The organism is Bacillus sp. LR_5, from assembly GCF_042709275.1.
Window position 1 is genome coordinate 1 of the sequence record NZ_JAVAXX010000090.1, and the last position, 21477, is coordinate 21477.

Sequence of the window (21477 nt, forward strand, 5' to 3'; positions counted from 1 at the left end):
TTTTTATTGAAATGATGGGATCAAATAGAAAAATTGTATTTTCACGGCCGAAAATAAAAAAATCCCGGCTCTGAACCGGGATTTTTCTTACACAGAAACAAGCGCTTTTTCATTTTTAATCAGATCATAGGTCAAGCATACAGGTTTATTTGTACGGGGATCAGTCACGATTTCGGCATCAATCTGAAATACCTGCTTCAAAATGTCCGGTGTCATAACCTCCAGTACGGTGCCTTCCTTGATGACCGTGCCTTTTTTGAGCGCGATCATATAATGAGAAAAACGGGCTGCGTGGTTAAGGTCATGAATGACCATTAAAATCGTCCGCCCCTGCTCTTTGTTGAGTCTGTCAAGCAGCTGAAGAATTTCAAGCTGGTGTGCGAGATCAAGATACGTTGTAGGTTCATCCAGCAGCAGCAATTCAGTCCCTTGTGCAAGCGCCATGGCAATCCACACGCGCTGACGCTGTCCGCCTGACAGTGCCTCAATCGGCCTTTCAGCAAATTCAGCCATGCCTGTTTCTTCAAGCGCCCATTTGATAATCCGGCGGTCTTCATCATTTAATCTGCCGAATCCTGACTGATGCGGAAACCTGCCGTACGATACCAATTCATACACCGTTAAACCGCTCGGCGCTTCAGGTGTCTGCGGCAGAATCGCCATATCTTTCGCAATGTCCTTTGTAGACATTTTATGAATCGCTTTGCCGTTTAAATAGACGGTCCCTGCATGTGAACGCATAATTCTGGACATTGTTTTTAATATCGTTGATTTCCCGCAGCCGTTCGGGCCGATTAGGGTGGTAATTTTCCCTTTAGGAATCGATATATTTAACTCTTCTACAATCACCCTGTCGCCATAACCGATTCCAAGCTGATCTGTTGATAATGAATTCATATTCGGCCCCCTCCTCTAATTCGCTTTCATCAATAAATAAATAAAGTAAGGCGCACCTAATACGGAAATGACAAGTCCAACCGGAATTTCTGACGGTGCCAATACATTTCTCGCCAGCGTATCTGCGAGCAAAAACAGAAATGCGCCGATGAAGGCGGAGACCGGTATCAGCGTCTGGTGACGGGGACCGGTAAGCCTTCTTGCCACGTGGGGCGCGATCAATCCGAGAAACGCAATGCCCCCTGCAGCTGCAACGCATGAAGCGGCAAGTGTGACCGCTGCCAGAAGAAGAATCCGTCTTTCCCTTTCCACAGCAGTGCCCAGCCCGGTCGCTAATTGGTCTCCAAGCTGTAAAATGTTCAAATAGCGTGCCTTATATAAAGTAAACGGAAGCAAGATCACAATCCAAGGGAGAATCGCCCAGATCATATTCCAGTTTGCCCCCCATATCGAGCCGGATATCCAAACCGCGGCTTGCATAAAATCATGAGGGTCCATCTTGAGCTGAAAAATCAGCAACAGGGCGTTAAATCCGGCATTCACACCAATGCCGACTAAAATCAACCGAATCGGGGTCACGCCTTTTTTCCAAGCCAGAAGATAAATGAGAAACGCGGCGAGGATCGCGCCCGCCAAAGCACTGAACGGCAGCATAAATGTACCGAAAAAGCTGAGGTCTGAAGCTGACTCTTGAAAAAAGTAAATAAAAAGCACAACAGCAAGAGAGCCGCCGGCGTTAATTCCGAGAATACCGGGCTCAGCCAGATCATTTTGAGACACGCTTTGCAAAATGGCTCCAGCAACAGCGATTCCCGCCCCAACGAGCAAGGAAAGGATGATCCGGGGAAGCCTGAACTCAAATAAAACAAGCTCGTCACGCGCCGTTCCTTGGCCGAAAAAGACCTGAAGCGTTTTAAGCGGTGCAATTTTGATGACGCCCAAATTTAGACTGATAAAAAAGACCAGCACGATGAGCAGAAAGGTCACAGCCATCACAAAGAACGGCTTTTTCGTTTTTGTTTTCATTACAGCCCTCTCCTTTCACGGCGTGCCAAATAAAAGAAAAAGGGAACGCCGATTAGAGAAGTCAGCGCGCCTACAGGCGTTTCAAAGGGCGCATTTACGAGTCTTGCCGCAATGTCAGCAAACACAAGCAAAACAGCGCCGAGCACTGCCGAGCAAGGAATAATCCACCTATAATCTACACCGACCAAAAATCGGGTAATATGCGGAATGATCAGTCCGATAAATGCGATGGTGCCAGCTATGGAAACCGCAGCCCCCGTCAAAATCACAACGACAAGCATGCCAACCAGTTTTACCGCTGATGTATATTGTCCAAGCCCTTTCGCCAGCTCATCACCGAGACTTAACACTGTCACAGACCGGGCTATGATAAACGCCAGCGTTAAACCGACAGCCCCTGCGAGAAGCAAAAGCTGGACACCTGACCATTTCACGCCCGCTACTCCGCCTGCGTACCAAAAACTGATATCCTGAGCGACATCAAAGCGGATTGCAATGGCGGTTGAAATGCCCGTAAAGAAATAAGTAACAGCCGTTCCCGCGAGAGCAAGTTTTACAGGCGTAAGTCCGCCTCTTGAAAACATGCCGATACCCATTACCGTCGATGCCCCCAGCCCCGCTCCTGCAAAGGACCATAGCACAAGCCCCATAGCAGAAAGTCCGGGGAAAAAGGCAAACGCAATCGAAACGGCAAACGCGGAGCCCGATGTAACGCCCATAATCGAAGGCTCTGCCAAAGGGTTTCTCGTCATCCCCTGCATGATCGCTCCCGACACTGCTAGCAATGCGCCGACAAGTGCAGCAGCAGCCGTTCTTGGCAGCCGAAGATCGTGTATAATTTGGTGGGACGTCTCTGTCGGCTGAAAATGAAAGATGGCGTCCCACACAGTGCGCAAATGAATATCCGCTGCACCGAGAGATATGGATAAAAGCGCGCCAAGGCATAGTAAGCATATCCCTGCAATAAGGACAATGACCGCGCCATATGACCTTGACGTCCATTGGATTTCTTCTGATGTGGTCTGTCTATTTTTCTTTTGACTCAACAGCCGTACTTCCTTTCCAATACTGATAATGATTATCAATTGCTGTTCCAGTATATCACTTTTTTCCGCTGATTTAATAGAGCGTTTTAAACAAAAATGAGAATATAATTGCAAAAATATCGTGTCAACTGGCTCTTGCGATGGTATAATCACATTGATAATGATTCTCTTTATCACCTATTTTCCAGAAAGAAGGTATGAGATATGACCCATATCTATAAGAAACTCGGAGCCGCATTTTTTGCCCTGCTATTAATTGCAGCGCTGGCAGCCTGCGGAAATAACTCAGAAAGCAAAGGCTCTTCCTCTGATTCAAAAGACGAAGAAACCATTACATACAAGGCTGAAAACGGAAATGTGAAAATTCCTAAACATCCTAAACGGGTGGTTGTCATGGCTGACGGCTACTACGGCTACTTCAAAACACTGGGCATCAACGTCGTCGGTGCGCCTGAGAATGTATTTAAAAACCCCTACTACAAAGGAAAAACCGATGGTGTCACAAACATCGGAGACGGCACGTCCATTGAAAAAGTCATTGATTTGAATCCTGACTTGATTATTGTCTGGACAACGCAAGGCGCTGATATTAAAAAGCTTGAGAAAATCGCGCCGACTGTCGCGGTAAAATACGATAAGCTCGACAATATCGAACAGCTGAAAGAATTCGCAAAAATGACGGGAACTGAAGATAAAGCGGAAAAATGGCTGGCTGAGTGGGATAACAAAGTTGCGGCAGCTAAAACAAAAATCAAAAAAGCCGTCGGTGACAAAACAATTTCCATTATGCAAACGAATGGAAAAGACATTTACGTATTCGGTAAAGATTTTGGAAGAGGCGGAAGCATTATTTACAAAGATCTCGGCCTGCAGGCTACAAAGCTGACAAAAGAAAAAGCCATTGACCAGGGTCCTGGATATACAAGTATTTCATTAGAGAAGCTCCCTGACTTCGCCGGAGATTATATTTTCGCAGGACCATGGCAATCAGGCGGTGATGATGGCGGCGTTTTTGACAGCTCCATCTGGAAGAACCTAAGCGCCGTTAAAAATGACCATGTCTATAAGATTGACCCAATTGGCTTCTATTTTACAGACCCGATTTCATTAGAGGGCCAGCTGAAGTTTATTACGGAAAGCTTAACAAAATAAACAAAAGAGCCGCCTGCCTGCGGCTCTTTTTCCATCCATTAAAAGGAGCGGCTCATTTTGAACCATATCGGATATTTTCTTGCGCAATTCATATTTAGCTGCATGATCATCGCGATCAGTTTTTTTAACAGGCTCTATATCGGAAAACCTTTTTATCATGTGCTCTTGGTATTCATCATAGTGTTAGTCGTGTTTAGTTTCCTGGAGAGACTGAAAAAACGGTTTTTGCATATGCGATTATCCGCAAAGGTTTTTCTCTCTATTTCAGCTTTCCTGTCAGCTATTTTAACGATCGGATTACTAACAGGAGAAATTGCATTTCGATAAAAAAGACACCTGAAAATCAGGTGTCTTTTGTTTATGCTTGTTTTTCTTTCTGGAACTTTTTAACCACAAATGGATAAACGATCAACCCGACAAAGAATAAACCGATGCCGAGAATAAATGTCGTTAAATCCGCTGTGCCTGTTACAATCACAAACAATGAGTATGCGCACGCTAAAATCGCAATCAATCCGTCTTTTACGCGGGAGCCTTTTAGCTGGTCATATGTTTCACCTTTGATGACAAGCTTCAAGCTGTAAATCGCTGATACCAAATACGGAATTAAATACGCAAGTGTTGCCGCTGTCGTTAAAAACGTAAATGCGTCACTTATTGTCCGGGAAATAACAGAGAAAATGAAGACCTGTGACATCACATTTGTAATAATCAGCGCATTAATCGGACTTCCCTTTTTATTCGTTTTCGCAAAGAATGCCGGAAAATCTCCTGCTTTAGCAGCTTGGTAAGGAACCTCAGAGCCAAGCAAAATCCAGCCGAGCATCGTTCCGAATAAGCAAAGAATCGCCAATAGGGCCATGATCACGCTTCCCGCGTTCCCGACAATCGCATACAGCACATCAACGAACGGTTTTTCAGAGCCGACAAGCTTATCATGCGGCAGAACGCCCATCGTAATTAAAGTCACAATAATATAAATGCTCAATGCAATCAGCAATCCGGTAATTGTCGCACGTTTTACATCACGCTGAGAACGCGCGCGTCCGGACAGGATAACCGCTGATTCAATTCCGACAAACGCCCAAAGAGTAGAAATTGCGGCGTTGTGAACCTGGCCGCCAATTCCGATGCTTGTGCCGTTTTCGCCTTGAATTGGAAAATAAAAATGATCGAATAATGTCGTTTGAAATACAAACAATCCGGCAACGATAAAGAAGACAAAACCTAATACTTTCGAAAACGTTGTGATAAAGTTTAATTTACTTGCACCGTTAATGCTTGCAACAAGAATTGTGTGCGTTCCCCATAGCAAGATTGTACATACAGCAAACGTCAGCAATTGGCCGAGTGTCACCTCTTGCCCGCCGATTGAAAACATTTCACGTTTATCAACCAAGATCGGGAAGAACGAAGTCAAGTAACCGGCAAGACTTGTAATAATCGCCACGTTACTGATCCAGCTCGCCACCCAGTAGCCCCACACCATTGTGAATCCGGCAGCGTTCCCTTTCTTCGGATCAGAAAACAGCGCTCTCGCATAACTTTGCGGTCCCGCTGTCAGCTCAGGCTTGCGAATGGACAAGTGCCCGAAGACAAGCGCAATCATTAGCACGCCGGCACCTGTCAAAAGCCAGGCGGACGTAGCGCCAAGCGGACTTGCGATCGTAGCAAGCGAACTCGGCAGGGAGAAAATTCCTGATCCAACCATATTTCCAACGACAAACGCCGTTAATAACCAAAAACCCCATTTTTTCGTCTGTTCCATTCCAGTACCTCCAATGATTCTTTGTACGGACCAGACCCCGAGATCATATAAAACGCAAAAAAAGCCTGAACAAAAGTCCATGCTTAAAGAAACACACACCCTTGATCTCCGGATAGCCCTCCGCGAAAAAGCACGCGGCAGTCCTGCACTTATTCAGATACAGTCCCAGCATAGAGAAGGATCGGCTTTCTCCACACTTCGGCGCTGATGCCTTTTACACATGTTTAACAGCTCCTGTCAGCCTAGCATGTGTGACTCATCATCCGCGCAACCTCTACCTCACTGAGAAAGAGTGAGGATTTAAATATTCAGTTACTCCCAGAAGGTTATCAAAGAAAGGATGATCTGTCAAAGGGAACAGATGGAAAATACGGATAGAGACAAGCCCTATCCGCACTGTGGTTTATCGATTATTTTTCTTTTTTTGCACAGCTTCTTGAAGTGGATCATCTTTTAGAGCTGAACCGGCATCTTCAAGAGCTCCCTGGATTACGTTTTTTTCTTTATCAGAACGTTTTCCTTTATCTTTATTAAAGAAACCCATTCGTATCACCTCTTTATAGAAAATAGGTACATGTTTAAGATGCCTTTTTCCTTGAGAAATTATGCGGGAAATTTTTTATCGTACAAAGTCCTGTTGATCAAACATACATTCTCTTGATATATTTGTAATTCAGAGATTTTTTGCAAAAGATAAAAGGAGAAGCGGGAAATGACAGGAAAAACACACATCATGGGAGGCATCGCTTCTTGTACGGCAGTGGCTTATTATTATGGATTTGATCCAGTGCTTATGGCTGCGTCAGGCGCGGTTGGGGCATTGATACCCGATATCTGCCACACGCAAAGCAAAATCGGGAGAAGATTTCCTATTTTATCGAAAGTGGTCAGCTCCGTTTTTGGCCACCGAACCTTTACGCACAGCCTGCTGTTTCTGCTCATCATGTTTTTTATCACAGGCACATATATTCCAGATAAAAACATATCAACCGGACTGATGATCGGAATGGCGAGCCATTTGATTCTTGACGCTTGGACGGTGAACGGAATCAAATTATTATTCCCTTCAACGATCCGCGTGCGGCTCCCACTATATATGAAGACAGGCAGTTTTTCCGAGCAGCTCGTGTTAGCCGGGCTGACAATTGCTTCATGTTACTACTTTTATATGCTGTTTCATGGACGCATGTTTTAAACGTGAGTGCTGACACTTGTCTGAACGGGCTGTTTTTAGTAGGTTTTACATAAGAAGCATTTCATGCAGATGATCAAGAAAACGTGAGGAGTCATATTAATGAAAGGAACCTTTTTTCACAATCAGCGGTTTTTATGTATTTCGATCGTATTCATGTGGATCAAAACGTATGCGATCTATAAACTCGGCTTTGATTTGCAGATCGATTCTCTGTTGGAGGAGCTGATGTTGCTGATCAACCCGCTCAGCTTTATCCTTCCTTTATTCGGGATCGGCCTGCTTCTGAAAGAAAATAAGCAGCGGGTCTTTTTGCTGATTGCCAATTTGGTTCTGACTGTAATCTTGATTTCCAACACGATTTTTTACGGCTTTTATATCGATTTTATTACCATCCCGGTTTTGTTTCAGGCCAGTAACATGAGCGATATGGGCAGCAGTGTAAAAGAACTGTTCAACCCTCTGTTTATCGCCCTGTTTGCGGATTTGGTTTTTCTTCTGCTGCCTGCCCGAAAAGAGAAACACTCGCAGACAAAAGCCGCATCCCGCACGGTCAAACGGTACTATGCAGCTTCCTGCGGCATGATTTTATGCACCCTGGCACTTGCAGAAGTACAGCAGCCGAGGCTTTTGGCACATTCCTTTGACCGGGAAATGCTCGTCAAAAGCATCGGTCTGTTTCAATTTCATATCTACGATACGATATCTCAGACTGTGAATATAAGCGCGAAAGCATTTGCAGATGAAGACAGCATGACTGCCATTAAAAACTACACAGAGGCTGATTACAGCAAGCCTGACCAAAGCAAGTTCGGGCTGGCAAAGGGGCGCAACGTCATCTTTGTGACGCTTGAATCGACCCAAAGCTTTGTTCTGAATGAAAAGGTAAATGGAAAAGAAATTACCCCGTTTATGAATGATTTCATCAAAAAAAGCTATTACTTTGATCATTTCTATCAGCAAACCGAACAAGGCAAAACATCTGATTCAGAATTCATCGTCGCTAACTCGCTGTATCCTTCCCTTAGCGGCGCCGTCTTTTTCACGAAAAGCGACCATCAATTTCATACGATGTACAAATCGCTGAAACAACATGATTATTATTCAGCCGTCTTTCACGCCAATCATAAAACATTTTGGAACCGAAATGTGATGTACGATACATTTGGGATTGACCGCTTTTTTGATGTTGATGACTTCCATGTCACTCCCGGAACATCAACAAGCTGGGGCTTAAAGGATAAGGAATTTTTAGAGCAGTCAGCCGGAAAGCTGAAAAGCCTGCCGCAGCCGTTCTACAGCAGTTTCATCACATTAACGAATCATTTTCCGTTTGAGATTGATGAAAAGGATCAGCTGATTGATGAATATGATTCAAGCAGCGACCTGCTAAACCGTTATGTGACAACGGTTCGCTATGAAGATGAGGCATTGAAGCATTTTATCAAAAAACTGAAGAACGAGGGCTTATACGAAAATTCGATGATCGTGTTTATGGGAGATCATTACGGGATTTCAGAAGCCCATAACGATGCGATGGCTGAGTTTTTAGGGAAAGATGAAATCACGCCGTATGACAACGTTCAGCTCCAGCGGGTACCGTTTATTATACATATCCCGGGAATTACCGATCAAAAGCCGGAAACCATCTCTGACGCCGGAGGGCAGGTCGACGTCAGGCCGACACTGATGCATTTGCTAGGCATTGAAACAAAGGGCGATATTCAATTCGGCAACGATTTGCTGTCAGATGACCGCACCCCATTCGCCGTGCTGAGAAACGGCAGTTTTATAACGAACGACTATGTATACACGAAAAACACGTGCTACAGCCAAAAAACAGGTGAAGCGCTGGAAGATCAGAATGCGTGCCTCCCTTATAAGGAGAAAGCAAACGAAGAGCTGTCTTTTTCTGATAAAATCTTAAACGGCGACCTGCTCCGTTTTTATGAATAAAAAATCCCTCTGTACAGAGGGATTTTTTACGTTTCAAACATTACTTTACCGGTCAGCTTTGTGTGATAGCCGTTTAAATGGGACAGATTCGCCTTGTATTCCTCAGAATTCAAGATCTCCTTCACAGCCTTCAGCAGCTGCTCATGTTTTTTCAAAACGACGATATCATATTGTTCGTCGATAAGCGGGATAAAATCAACACTGCCCATATGTGCCGCGTGCTGCGCCCCGATTCCTGCGTCAGCCTGTCCGCTTGAGACTTGTGAAGCGACAGCGTAATGATCGGTCACGATTTCGCCGTATCCCTTTACATCAGCCGGATTCACACCAAGCAAGCCAAGCTGTTCATTAAGGAGCACCCTTGCGCCCGAACCCTTTTCCCTGTTGATAATCCGGATATCGGTCCTTTTCAAGTCTTCCCAGCCTTGAATGTTTTTCGGATTCCCTTTTTGAACATACAGTCCTGCTTTGCGGAGAACGACATTGATCAGACAAAACGGTTCACCTGACAAAATCCGTTTCACATAAGGCGCGTTATACTGGCCGGTTTCTGCATCGTACAAATGGAGGCTGACAATGTCACACTTTCCTTGATACATATCAATCAGGCTGTTTAAGCTTCCTTTGTATTTGCGGAGCGGCGTCTCCTGAATGGCATTCTCCAAATGCTTACTGAGCATATCCATCGAAATGTCCTGTCCGCTGATCATGACATTCGGTCTGCCGTCCGGCTCAGCCTCCTGCCTCTGTTTCGGTACTTCGGCTGCAGCAATAGGCTGAGACATTCTCATATTCGTCTTATATTGCTTTAGGTCTTCTTCGTCCACACGCATCTGCCTTCCGACACGGTAAGCAGGCAGCACGCCTTTTTTAATCAAATCATAAACGGTCAGCTTTGATACCTTCAGCAGACCTGCAACTTCTTCTATCGTATAGGAAGAGGTTTCATTCATCATCATCACTCTCCTATTTTATTATACCTTTTCGTCGAATGTAAAAAAACCCACATAAACCAAACATAATCAGTTATAATTAGTTATATCTAATGATAAGGGGTGCAATCATGTTTAAGAAGTATTCTATTTTATTCGCAGCCTTAACCGCTTTTCTGCTTGCAGCAGGCTGTTCTTCAAACCAGTCTTCAACGGACAGCGAGAAAAAAGTTACGTTAACCATCTCAGCTGCCGCCAGTGTACAGGATGCACTTGAGGAAATCCAAAAGAATTACGAAAAAGAACATCAAAACATTACAATCCAAGATAACTATGGCTCATCAGGCGCCTTGCAAAAACAGATTTCTCAAGGAGCAGGAGCTGACCTCTTCTTCTCAGCTGCTGAGGATAAATTTCAAAAGCTGGTGGATGATGGGGATATCGCCAAAAAAGACAGCACTGATTTAGTCGGCAATGAAATTGTGCTGGTCGTGCCGAAAAACGGCGATTCGCCTGTGACTCGCTTCAGCAATCTGGCTGATTCAGAAAAAATCGCCCTCGGAACGCCGGAATCCGTGCCGGCAGGAGCTTACGGGAAAGAATCACTGACAAAGCTGTCTCTATGGGACAAAGTGAAGGATAAGATCGTATACGGAAAAGACGTTCGCCAAGTTCTTTCTTATGTTGAAACAGGCAATGTAGACGCAGGCGTTGTTTATAAAACGGACGCTCTGATCTCAAAAAAGGTCAAAATCATTGACGAGGCAAAAGCAGATACACACAGCCCGATTGTCTATCCGTTAGGAATTGTAAAAGATACAAAACACCGTAAGGAAGCGAAGGAATTTTACGAGTACCTGCAATCTGATGAAGCAATGAAAGTATTTGAGAAATATGGTTTTACTGCTGAGTAGCATAAGCGCTTCAGATTTTTTCACACCTGTTTTGCTTTCCTTTCAGGTGGCGGCAGTTGCCGGAATTGTTGTCATTATTCTCGGAACACTGGCTGGAGCATGGATGTCGCGGGCATCATTTTTCGGAAAAACGGCGCTCGAAACATTTTTTATGCTTCCGCTCGTTCTTCCGCCTACTGTTGTCGGTTTTATTTTGATCGTCATTTTCGGAAAGCACAGTTTCATCGGTCAAGCCATCGAGTGGGTCTTTCAGCAGCCTGTCATTTTCACCTGGTGGGCCGCTGTGATCGCCTCAGCGGTTGTAGCCTTTCCGCTTATGTATCAATCCGCCAAAACCGGATTTGCTGACATTGATCCCGATATACAGGGCGCGGCAATGCTAGACGGCGCAAGCAGATGGAAGGTATTTATCCATATTTCAGTCCCGCTCGCCTATCCTTCATTGCTGACCGGAAGCATCCTCAGCCTTGCGCGGGCGCTCGGAGAATTTGGCGCAACACTCATGTTTGCAGGGAACATCCCCGGTGTTACGCAAACACTGCCGACGGCCATTTATGTGGCATTGGATTCCGGCAACAATACCCTTGCCTGGGCGTGGGTCGTCTGTATTGTTGTCATTTCCTTTTTGATGCTGTTTTTCATTCAACAGAAAAAAACACACTAAAAAAACTCCCCGTGACGGGGAGTTTTTCATTAAAACAGGAGCTCATCGGGATTTGGGCCGACACGCTCATCTTTGTTTAACGCGTCAATTTTGTCCATGTCTTCTTGAGACAATTCGAAATCGAAAATATCAGCGTTTTCGATGATACGGTGTTCTTTAATGGATTTTGGAATTGTTACAACTTCATGCTGCAGATCCCAGCGCAAAATCACTTGAGCCACAGATTTATTGTGTTTTTCAGCAATCTGTGTCAGTACTTCGTTATCCAAAAGCTGTCCCTGCATGAGCGGAGACCACGCTTCCAACTGGATGCCTTGCTCTTTACAGTAATCTCTTAATTCTTTTTGCGTCAAACGAGGGTGAAATTCAACTTGGTTCACCATCGGTTTGATTTCAGCATCTTTCAACAGCTCTTCTAAATGATGAACTTGGAAGTTGCTGACGCCGATCGCGCGGATTTTGCCGTCTTTGTACAGCTTTTCAAGCGCGCGCCATGTATCTTTATATTTATCCTTGCCAGGCCAGTGGATCAAATATAGATCTAAGTAATCAAGCTGAAGTCTTTCCAAGCTTTTTTCAAAGGCAGCAAGCGTTGTTTCGTAGCCTTGATCTTCATTCCATACTTTTGATGTGATGAAGAGCTCTTCTCTTGCCACACCGGATTCTTTAATTCCGATGCCAACGCCTTCTTCATTTTTGTAGATCGCTGCTGTATCAATGCTGCGGTAGCCGTTTTTAATTGCCGCTTTCACTGATTCAGTCGCTTCACTTCCATTTTCTACTTTAAAAACACCCAGACCGAACCAAGGCATTTCCACTCCGTTATGTAACTTTACAGTATCTTTTAAACTTGTTGGCACTTGAACATCCACCCTTTCACTGAAATGTAAGCGTCTATATTATCTCACATTCCTCTCAGCCGATACCAATAATACGCTTAAGACCCTCTTTTTGCTTCTTTTTTCACAGCACAGGCAAATCCAAACACTATTTTTTTCCTATTTTAACAATATTGAGATTATCGATACATTGAGCAGGGTATGCGTTTAGTGTAACCAAATGAAAACAAAGGAGGAAACAACTTGAAACATATTCGTATCCCAATGACACTTGCGCTTGGTGCCGCTTTGACAATTGCCCCTTTGTCCTTTGCTTCCGCTGAAGAAAATCCTGCTCCGAAGATCTCACAGACAGCAACTGCCGGAACAACTGCCGCTGATGTAGGTTTAAACGTCAACCTGGATGTGCTTGGAATTGCCAACCAGATCGCTGATGCCATCAAATCCTCACAGAACCGGGATGGATTTGTGAAAAACCTCATGGAGTCTTCCTTCTACGCATCCGGCCAAAAATATAACGTCATGGTATTTAATTTAAGCCAGGAGTATGAAGATCACTTGAACGGTGTGCAATTTTACGGTTCAGCCGTTTACGACGGCATTACGTACGGCATTTGGGTATTTGAAGACGGAACCTTTACAAACAAAGGTGATGGCGGCTGGATCAACTGGGCCTTCAGAGGCTGGTTCGACCGGGATGGCAGCACTGTCGAATTCCATCGCCCTTAATATAGAAAAAAGCTGGCGTTAGACGCCAGCTTTTTTGCTGTATTTATTCGCCGCCTTCAAGCATGGCGGCTTCCACATCATTAATGTATTGGCGAAGCTCATGGGAGATGTCCCGGGAAATTTCCCGCTCCTCGAAGAGCGTTTGAATTTCATTTCTGATCGCCTGCACAGCCTTCAGCTTCACTTCCAGCTTCTGATTTTCAAAATGAGCGCTTGATTTCAGCTCGTGATGGCTGTGCTCCAGCCTGAAAATTAATTGTTTATAAAACGTAATGACAGATAAAAACACTTCTTTATGTTCTTCCGTCTTATGTTTTTCCAAGTATTCTATCGCTGCTTTTGCTGTTTTCACTCTCGTTGCCCGTATCAATCCCGCTTCATTTAAAATCGACATCTCCGGCTTTTTATGTTCACCGAAGAAAATCCAATACATCAGCCGCTTGAGCCTTGTTTTTGATAATCCGACTTTAAATGGGTTGCCATACAAAATTTCTAATTCGTTAAACCGTTCTTGCAGCACATTTGCCGTTTCTTCTGGGATATCTCCCCGCTCCAGCATTTTTACCAGTGCCTCTTGCTCAGCGTTAACCCCTTGCGCACGGACTTTTCGCTCTTGCTTTTTGATCCGATTAGATGATGTATACTGCTGAAAACGAAGATTTTTCATTTTCTCATTGTATTCAGCTATAACCGCAAGAGAGGCTGTTTTGTTTGTATCGTTCATGCCCTCTTTAATCGTTCGGAGAGCTGTTTTAATCAATTTGCGTCTTGCCGTCAGCAGCTTTTCATTTCGTTTCTCATCCTCTTCTTCTTTTTCAGTCAGAAGCGGGAGTACAACAGTGGCAATGACAAGTGTGCATAAAATGACGCCGGCTGCTAAAAAGAGAATCAGATTTCTTTCCGGGAACGGTGTGCCGTCCTCCAGAAAATACGGAATGGAGAAAGAACCCGCAAGCGTTACAGCTCCGCGCACACCGGAAATCGAAAGTAACAGCGTTGAACGAAGACCCGGTTTATAGATGTTCTGATCCCTATTAAAGAACCATTTGCCATTCCAGAAGAACAGCACCCACAGAAATCTGAGAAGCATTAACGTAAATGTGATCACAAGGATATAGCTGATCACCTTCAAGTTGCTGATTGCGGTGTCGTTAAAGATGACAGAAATGACGTCCGGAATCTGCGTCCCGAGAATAACGAAGACAAGACCGTTCAAAATAAATAAAATAATGTTCCACGTACTCGAGGAGACGATTTGCAGTTTGACCATCGTTGATTCCAGACGATCCTGTTCAACCGCATGGGTAATGCCTCCCGCTACAACGGCTAAAATGCCGGAAACGCCGATTTCTTCCGCTGCCAAATAAATCACAAACGGCGTCAGAATTTGAATCAGCATATGCATCGTGACATCCTGCATACCAAGGCGGCGCAAGAATAGGCGAAAACGAATAATCAAAAACGAAATGACAACCCCGCACAGCAATCCCCCGAGAGAAATAAATACAAAGCTGACAGCCGCTTGTGCTAATGAAAATGCACCGGTCACTGCAGCTGCAATCGCAAACTTGAAGGCCACCAGACCTGATGCGTCATTCATCAGCCCTTCCCCTTCAAGCAATCGAAGAATCCCTTTTGGCATTTTCACTCTTCCTGATAATGCGCTGACAGCGACAACATCAGTCGGTGAAAGAATGGCCGCAAGTCCAAAAGCCGCTGCCAGCGGAATATCAGGAATCATCCAGTGAATCGTGTAGCCTCCTACAATCACAGTCGCAAATACAAGGCCGAGTGCTAGCAATAAAATTGGAGCTCGTAAATTCCAAAGCTCTGCCCGCGGCGTTCTCTTCCCATCATTAAATAGAAGAGGCGCAATAAACAAAACAAAAAACAATTCGGTGCTTAATTCAAAATGAAGCCCCTGTGGAAATGAGGCCGCAAGAATCCCTAGCGCCACCTGAATAAGAGGCACTGGAATAAATGGAATAAACCGGTTCACGATATTGGATATCGCAATAATCGTTAATAAAACGAGAACAACTAAAAATATGTCCAAATGCATGACCTCCTTCGTCTGTTGTGTTTCGTGCATGATGACTCGATGTCTGATTGTCTATAAGAGGCTGAGGATAGGATGGCCTTGCATCCATTATGTGATTTCGCAGGAGTTCTCTCCACACTTGTCTTCTTTTATAGTACCCTTTTTAGGGTATTATTTCTCATGAAATGCTCATAGTGAACTTTTTTGCAGCAGAGCAAATTCTAGAAAAAAAGAGACAGGGAGTTATTCCCTGTCTCTCATCTTTCTTTATCAATCATGAAAATTTGTGCCGTCAGTCGTTGCTTTAATGATGCCTGCGCGGATGACAAAATCACCGAAGTGCTCGCCTTCCTCACGTTCTTTCGCATAACGGGAAAGAAGGTCGCGCAGCTCGCTTAAAATGTCTTCTTCACCGATGTTTTCACGGTACATTTTGCTTAAACGGCTTCCGTCAAATGCAGCGCCAAGATACATATTATATTTGCCCGGCGCCTTTCCGATAAATCCGATCTCACCAAGTGCATGGCGTGCACAGCCGTTAGGGCAGCCTGTCATGCGAATGGTGATTTCCTGATCACGAAGGCCGTTTTCGTCAATAATCTCTTCAACCTTATCTAAAAGGGTCGGCAAATAACGTTCTGCTTCAGCCATTGCCAATCCGCAGGTCGGAAGAGCGACGCACGCCATAGAGCTGCGGCGGAGCGCTGAATGATGCTTGCCATCAGTGAGTCCGTATTGCTCGATTAACGCACTAATTTCATCTTTTTTATCGCTTGAAACGTTCGCAATAATCAAGTTCTGATTGGATGTCAGACGAAACTCGCCTGTATGAACCTTGGCGATTTCCCGCAAGCCTGTCATCAGCTTATAATCATCGTAATCCGTTACACGGCCGCCTTCGACAAACAGTGTAAAATGCCATTTATCCTCAATGCCTTCCACCCAGCCGTAACGGTCGCCGTTATGGTCGAAGTGATATGGCTTCGCTTCTTCCAAGCTCCAGCCAAGACGGTTTTCCAATTCTTCTATTACGGTTTCTAAACCGAGGCGATCAACCGTGTATTTGAACCGCGCATTTTTGCGGACAGAACGGTTTCCGTAATCGCGCTGAATCGTAATCGTTTTTTCAGCAACGTCATACATTTGCTCAGGACGGCAGAACCCAATCACCTTGGCTAATTGGGGATATGTCGCTGTGTCACCGTGCGTCATTCCCATACCGCCGCCGATCGCCACGTTAAAACCAATCAGTTTGCCCTCTTCAACAATCGCAATGAATCCCAGATCTTGTGAAAAGACGTCAATATCATTAGATGGCGGAACTGCAATACCGATTTTAAATTTCCGCGGCAGATAGAGCGGTCCGTACATTGGCTCAACTTCTTCCTCAGGCGTGCCGGCCACTCTTTCCTCATCTAGCCAAATTTCATGATATGCTCTCGTCCGCGGCAGCAGATCATCACTTAATGTTTTAGACCACTCGTATACCTCAGAGTGGATTTCAGACTGATAAGGATTCGATGCGCACATGACGTTGCGGTTTACGTCTCCGCAGGCTGCGATCGTATCCAAAAGAGCTGAGTGGATCGTCTGAATGGTTTTCTTCATGTTCCATTTCAGAATCCCATGCATTTGGAACGTTTCACGTGTCGTCAGTTTTAATGTGCCGTTCCCGTATTTCTGAGAAAGGTCATCCATGACAAGCCATTGCTCAGGCGTTGAAACGCCTCCTGGCATACGCACGCGCAGCATAAACTGATATGCAGGCTCCAGCTTTTGCTTTTGGCGTTCGTTGCGGAGGTCACGGTCATCCTGCAAATAACTGCCGTGGTGTTTCATCAGGCGGTTGTCATCATCCGGAATTCCGGCACTGATCCGATCCAGCATGACTTCTTTCAGTGTGCCGCGCAAATAATCACTTTCTCTTTTAATGCGTTCAACATCACTTGGAGAGCCGTCCGGTGCTTTTAAGATTTTGGTCACCATGTTGAAAAACTCCTTTCAAGTCAAATCAATATACATCACGCTGATAGCGTTTTTGCTGCTGCATATCGGCAAGATAAGCTTCCGCTTCATCGCGGCTCATATTGCCTTCTTTCTCGATAATTTCAACCAATGTGTTATGGACGTCATGCGCCATGTGCTTTTCATCGCCGCAAATGTAAACAACCGCGCCTTCTCGAAGCCATTCGAACAATTCTGCGCTCTGCTCAAGCATGCGATGCTGCACATATACTTTTTCTTCCGTATCACGTGAGAACGCCACATCCATTTTTGTCAGCACACCGTCTTTGAGCCAATTTTGCCACTCTGTCTGGTAAAGGAAATCTGTCACAAAGTGCTGATCGCCAAAGAACATCCATGCTTTTCCTTCCGCTCCCGTCTCCTCACGCTCCTGCATAAAGGAACGGAACGGAGCAACGCCTGTCCCAGGGCCGACCATGATAATCGGTGTTTCAGGATCTTTCGGAAGCTTAAAGTTTTGATTATGCTGGACATAAACCGGCAGTGTATCTCCCGGCTGCAGACGCTCCGCGCATAAAATTGAGCAGACGCCTTTTCGTTCACGGCCATGCGCATCGTAGCGGACTGCACCGATCGTTAAATGCACTTCATCCGGATTAGCTGATAAACTGCTCGCAATCGAATAGAGGCGGGCCGGCATTTTTCGCAGAATCGAAACAAACTCCTGCGCCGATACACTGAACGGGCCATAATCACGAACGAGATCAAGCAAATCGCGCCCTTCAAGATACGCTTTTACATTATCCTCATTTCCTGGGGCTAAAAGCTCTCTAAGCTCATCGCTCCCAGACAGCTGGGCTGCCTGTTCAAGAAGCGGTTTTGTGAGAACGGTAATCTCATAGTGAGAAATCAGCGCTTCTTTCAGCGGGCGGACATCACCTTGCTTATTAAGCGTCACAATTTCTTCGGGGTCCCAATTCATTTCCTTAAGCAGCATCTCGACAAGCTCCGGATCGTTTTCCGGATAGACGCCGAGGCTGTCACCAGGCTCATAAGTCAGGCCAGATCCTTCAAGAGACAGCTCCACATGGCGTGTTTCTTTATTTGATCCGCGGCCGTTCAAATTTAAATTTTCTAACACTTCAGCCCGAAACGGGTTTGTTCTTGAATACGCAGATTCAACTGTTTGAGGCACTGCTGCCGGCGCAGGCGCGGCACTTCCGCCCTCAGCTTCACTTAAGCCATCAAAAACGCTTTCCAGCCATTCAGCTGCCGGCTCATCATAGTCAAGATCGCAATCAACGCGCGGAGAAATCCGTTTTCCGCCGAGTTCTTCTAAGCGCTGATCAAATTCTTTCCCTGTCTGGCAGAAAAACTCGTACGAGCTGTCACCAAGCGCCAAAACAGAAAAACGAAGATCTTCAAGCTTAGGCGCCCGTCTACCATGCAGAAATTCGTGAAACGACAGTGCGTTATCTGGCGGATCGCCTTCACCGTGCGTACTGACGACGATCAAAAGATTGTTTACTTTCTTCAGCTGATTCGGCTTAAAATCGCTCATGGATGAGACGGTTACTTGAAAACCGCGCTGCTCAAGCTGCTTGCCGGCATTTTCTGCAAGACCCTGTGCGTTCCCCGTCTGTGAACCGTAAAGAACGGTCACTTCTTTTGAAACGGCTGGTGCCGCCACTTCCGCAGACACAGTAGCCCCCGGCGCCTCCGCTGTTTCTTGGGCGGAAACAGATTGCGCGGATAAATATCCGCTCAGCCAGATTTTCTGAGATTCGGTCAAGGTTGGCAGAAGGCTGTTAAGGAGCTCTGCCTGCTCCTGATTAAACGGACTGTTCATTACCTGAAGTTGCAACGTATTCCACCTCACAAAGTTATAAACTGATCGAAAATTGCATCTAATTGAACTTTACCGGAATACTAGGCTTAAGTAAAATATATTTACATGATGATAACTATTAGGAATCCTAATGATAAACCCGCTTTGTTTCATTATAAATAGAAAAAGAGAAGGACTCCCTTCTCTTCATTCAGCATTCTGATATAAGTGGGGCGGCACAGCTGTTACAAACGGACTGGCTTCACCTGTATAAAATACCGTCAGCATATGCATTGCTCGGGTGCAGGCAGTGTATAACAGCCTGCGGTCGTGCTCTGTTTGATAATGTTCTTCTGATGCATCATAGACAAGCACTGCGTCAAACTCAATTCCCTTCGCTAAATATACTGGAATGACACAAACTCCCTTTTGGAATGTTTGATTTTCTTTATGAATCAGACGAACATCTATATATTCGCTCATGTGAGCGTGCGCCTGTATGCATTGCTGCGCAGTCTTGCAAATGACGGCTATCGTTTCGTGCCCTTGCTTCTTGAGACGGTCAATTTCTTTCGTGAGTTTTTGACAAAGGTCCTCATGTCCTTCGGTTTTGAAAACGAGAGGCATTTCCCCGTTTCTGTTAAAAGGCTCAATATCGGCTCCGTCCTGAAGCATCGCTTTTGTTAACTCGACAATCTGCTTTGTCGATCTGTACGTTCTCTTTAAACGAACATATTCAGCCGGGTCACCTTCAAAGCACGCATCCATACGCTTTACGCCATGTATGGCGTGGGCGTAGATGGACTGATTGATATCACCGAGCACCGTCATGCTGGCAGATGGAAAAATACTTCTCATGTAAGCCATCTGAAACGGTGAATAGTCCTGAGCTTCGTCGATAAAAAGATGTTTGATCTTCGTATTTTTCTTTCTGCCTTCAATCAGATCCTGCATATAAAGAAACGGTGCCGCATCCTCATAGAGCAATTTATTTTCCGCGAATGCCGATCGGGTCAGCTCTCCTATCGCTGCCGTCTCCTCATGCTGACATTTCCCTCCCCAGCCAGAAAACAATTGCAGATACAGCTGTGTAACATCAAGAAACGCAAGGAGTCTGACCGCCTGTTTGAGCGGTTTGAAGACCTTTTTCACAATGATGGCGGCAAGCAGCTGTTGCTCTCTTTGATAATCGTTAAAAGTACTCTCACTGAACTGTTTCCTTTCCTGCAGTTTTTTGTACACGTCCAAGTAATCCTCTTTGTCGAGCAGCTCAGCTTCCTGAACGACCCAATCCTTACGCCGTTCCTTTTTCTCAAGCTTGTTCAGCTCACTCAGCAGCCACCTCGCCGTTAGCTCCATTCGGTTTGGAATGGACTGGCCTTGATCCAGTGAGTAAAAATAGGATTGAATCTGTTCCTTTGTGATCAGTTTTTGCCCGCGGAAGATGATATTTTTAAAAATCATCCCTTCAGACGACAGCCGGCTGACGTATTCATCAATGAATTGCTGAAAAGATAAGCCCGCCTTCCATGTAATTCCCGCAAGCCTTGAAGGAAAACCGTCATCCTTTGTTTCGGTCAGACAATATTCAAGCTGGTCAAAGGGGCTTTCACATTGAAACTTGCGGCCAAGCCGATGCTCGATATATTCCTGAAACGTCGCCTGCTCCATATTCTCTTCTCCTAACTCAGGCAAAACAGAGGAGACATAGCTGTTAAATAAGAAGTTAGGAGAAAATAAAACGATTTGTCCGGCATCAATGACGCCGCGGTGCCTGTATAACAAATAAGCGACACGCTGAAGCGCTGCCGATGTTTTTCCGCTCCCGGCCGCTCCCTGCACGATCAGGAATTTGCTTTTTTCATTACGGATAATCTGATTTTGTTCTTTCTGAATCGTAGACACGATGTTTTTCATTTGAGTATCAGACTGATGGCTTAATACCTCTTGCAGCATTTCATCGCCAATCGTCATATCAGTATTAAACATCGCCTTAAGAGCGCCGTTTTTAATGATAAACTGGCGTTTCAGCACCATTTCCCCTTCTATCGTTTCGCCGGGCACTTCGTACTCCGCTTTTCCTGGGGAATAATTGTAGTACATACTTGATATTGGCGCCCTCCAGTCATAGATTAGAAATTGTTCCTCCTTCTCATCCATACAAGAAGCTAAACCGATATAAATTCGCTCTGCCCGCTCCTCGCCGTTTTCAATAAAATCAATCCGCCCAAAATAAGGCGATGCTTTTAATCGATGAATTCGTTTGAGCTGCTGATCCATACGCCGATGATTCCGTTCCCGATCAGACAGCAGCTCTGCCTGCTGCTTAATGCTTGCCATCGTTTCAACCGCTTCATGGGCATCATCAAGATTAACCGTAACATCCTCCCAAAAGCTTTTTCTTAATCCGATAATGTCATGCTTTAACCCGCCTGCAGACGTTTCGAGAAACCGCTCTTTTTTGCCGAGCTCCTGCAGCACCTCATCTATTCTTGACTGCTCTTCCTTCCATTCCTTATCCTGCTGAT

The 21477-nt window shown here is 45.3% G+C and carries 17 protein-coding genes and 1 riboswitch; of the genes, 6 read left to right on the forward strand and 11 right to left on the reverse strand.

All coding sequences use genetic code 11. The features are described 5' to 3' along the window. Nucleotides 1-87 precede the first annotated feature (87 nt). Genes RAC86_RS18215 through RAC86_RS18225 form a run of 3 tightly spaced genes read right to left on the reverse strand, consistent with a single transcriptional unit; the run spans nt 88 to nt 2969 of the window. On the reverse strand, nt 88-897 hold the full coding sequence (locus RAC86_RS18215; protein WP_072565251.1) for an ABC transporter ATP-binding protein: 810 nt from the start codon (nt 895-897) through the stop codon (nt 88-90). A gap of 15 nt (nt 898-912) precedes the next feature. Then, nucleotides 913-1923 carry a FecCD family ABC transporter permease gene (locus RAC86_RS18220; protein ID WP_014115135.1) on the reverse strand — a complete coding sequence of 337 codons (1011 nt, stop codon included), beginning with the start codon at nt 1921-1923 and terminating at the stop codon, nt 913-915. Beyond that, the gene (locus RAC86_RS18225; protein ID WP_014115136.1) at nt 1923-2969 is read right to left on the reverse strand and encodes a FecCD family ABC transporter permease; all 1047 of its coding nucleotides are present in this window, start codon (nt 2967-2969) and stop codon (nt 1923-1925) included. Before RAC86_RS18225 ends, RAC86_RS18220 begins: the two co-directional genes overlap by 1 nt. Before the next feature lie 204 nt (nt 2970-3173). Between RAC86_RS18225 and RAC86_RS18230 the strand changes: the two genes are divergently transcribed. Further along, nucleotides 3174-4121, forward strand: a complete 948-nt coding sequence (locus RAC86_RS18230) for an iron-hydroxamate ABC transporter substrate-binding protein (protein WP_014115137.1) — start codon at nt 3174-3176, stop codon at nt 4119-4121. Nucleotides 4122-4479: 358 nt separating this feature from the next. On the opposite strand, the gene RAC86_RS18235 is transcribed toward RAC86_RS18230, so the two are convergent. Both RAC86_RS18235 and sspJ read right to left on the reverse strand, forming a co-directional pair. Beyond that, a complete protein-coding gene (locus RAC86_RS18235) occupies nt 4480-5889 on the reverse strand; it encodes an amino acid permease (protein WP_072565253.1) in 1410 nt (469 codons plus the stop codon). Nucleotides 5890-5994: 105 nt separating this feature from the next. Then, nucleotides 5995-6174: riboswitch (Lysine riboswitch) on the reverse strand. A gap of 118 nt (nt 6175-6292) precedes the next feature. Beyond that, the gene (gene sspJ / locus RAC86_RS18240) at nt 6293-6433 is read right to left on the reverse strand and encodes a small acid-soluble spore protein SspJ (protein ID WP_003240697.1); all 141 of its coding nucleotides are present in this window, start codon (nt 6431-6433) and stop codon (nt 6293-6295) included. A 168-nt stretch (nt 6434-6601) separates the two neighbouring features. On the opposite strand from sspJ, the gene RAC86_RS18245 reads away from it, so the two are divergent. Both RAC86_RS18245 and RAC86_RS18250 read left to right on the forward strand, forming a co-directional pair. Beyond that, nucleotides 6602-7084, forward strand: a complete 483-nt coding sequence (locus RAC86_RS18245) for a metal-dependent hydrolase (RefSeq protein WP_061187941.1) — start codon at nt 6602-6604, stop codon at nt 7082-7084. Nucleotides 7085-7183: 99 nt separating this feature from the next. Beyond that, the gene (locus RAC86_RS18250) at nt 7184-9037 is read left to right on the forward strand and encodes an LTA synthase family protein (protein ID WP_072565254.1); all 1854 of its coding nucleotides are present in this window, start codon (nt 7184-7186) and stop codon (nt 9035-9037) included. Between the two features lie 26 nt (nt 9038-9063). Here RAC86_RS18250 and RAC86_RS18255 read toward each other — a convergent pair whose 3' ends face one another. Beyond that, nucleotides 9064-9990 (reverse strand): substrate-binding domain-containing protein, encoded by a 927-nt coding sequence (locus RAC86_RS18255; RefSeq protein WP_041521193.1) that lies wholly within the window; start codon nt 9988-9990, stop codon nt 9064-9066. A 110-nt stretch (nt 9991-10100) separates the two neighbouring features. Between RAC86_RS18255 and modA the strand changes: the two genes are divergently transcribed. Beyond that, the gene (gene modA / locus RAC86_RS18260) at nt 10101-10883 is read left to right on the forward strand and encodes a molybdate ABC transporter substrate-binding protein (RefSeq protein WP_072565255.1); all 783 of its coding nucleotides are present in this window, start codon (nt 10101-10103) and stop codon (nt 10881-10883) included. After that, nucleotides 10855-11547 carry a molybdate ABC transporter permease subunit gene (modB, locus tag RAC86_RS18265; RefSeq protein WP_152024353.1) on the forward strand — a complete coding sequence of 231 codons (693 nt, stop codon included), beginning with the start codon at nt 10855-10857 and terminating at the stop codon, nt 11545-11547. Before modA ends, modB begins: the two co-directional genes overlap by 29 nt. A gap of 29 nt (nt 11548-11576) precedes the next feature. On the opposite strand, the gene pgoN is transcribed toward modB, so the two are convergent. After that, a complete protein-coding gene (gene pgoN / locus RAC86_RS18270; RefSeq protein ID WP_072565257.1) occupies nt 11577-12407 on the reverse strand; it encodes a glyoxal/methylglyoxal reductase in 831 nt (276 codons plus the stop codon). Nucleotides 12408-12629: 222 nt separating this feature from the next. On the opposite strand from pgoN, the gene yvgO reads away from it, so the two are divergent. Further along, nucleotides 12630-13115 (forward strand): stress response protein YvgO, encoded by a 486-nt coding sequence (gene yvgO, locus RAC86_RS18275; protein ID WP_072565258.1) that lies wholly within the window; start codon nt 12630-12632, stop codon nt 13113-13115. A gap of 43 nt (nt 13116-13158) precedes the next feature. Here the strand turns inward: yvgO and RAC86_RS18280 are convergent, their stop codons facing one another. The 4 genes from RAC86_RS18280 to helD all read right to left on the reverse strand — a co-directional run. Next, nucleotides 13159-15171 carry a Na+/H+ antiporter gene (locus tag RAC86_RS18280; RefSeq protein ID WP_072565259.1) on the reverse strand — a complete coding sequence of 671 codons (2013 nt, stop codon included), beginning with the start codon at nt 15169-15171 and terminating at the stop codon, nt 13159-13161. Between the two features lie 255 nt (nt 15172-15426). Then, a complete protein-coding gene (gene cysI, locus RAC86_RS18285; RefSeq protein ID WP_014115150.1) occupies nt 15427-17142 on the reverse strand; it encodes an assimilatory sulfite reductase (NADPH) hemoprotein subunit in 1716 nt (571 codons plus the stop codon). Nucleotides 17143-17167: 25 nt separating this feature from the next. Then, complete coding sequence (locus RAC86_RS18290; RefSeq protein ID WP_072565260.1) at nt 17168-18985, reverse strand: assimilatory sulfite reductase (NADPH) flavoprotein subunit; 1818 nt, start codon at nt 18983-18985, stop codon at nt 17168-17170. A 171-nt stretch (nt 18986-19156) separates the two neighbouring features. Further along, a partial coding sequence (helD, locus tag RAC86_RS18295) for an RNA polymerase recycling motor HelD (RefSeq protein ID WP_377885920.1) occupies nt 19157-21477 on the reverse strand: 2321 nt, incomplete at its 5' end.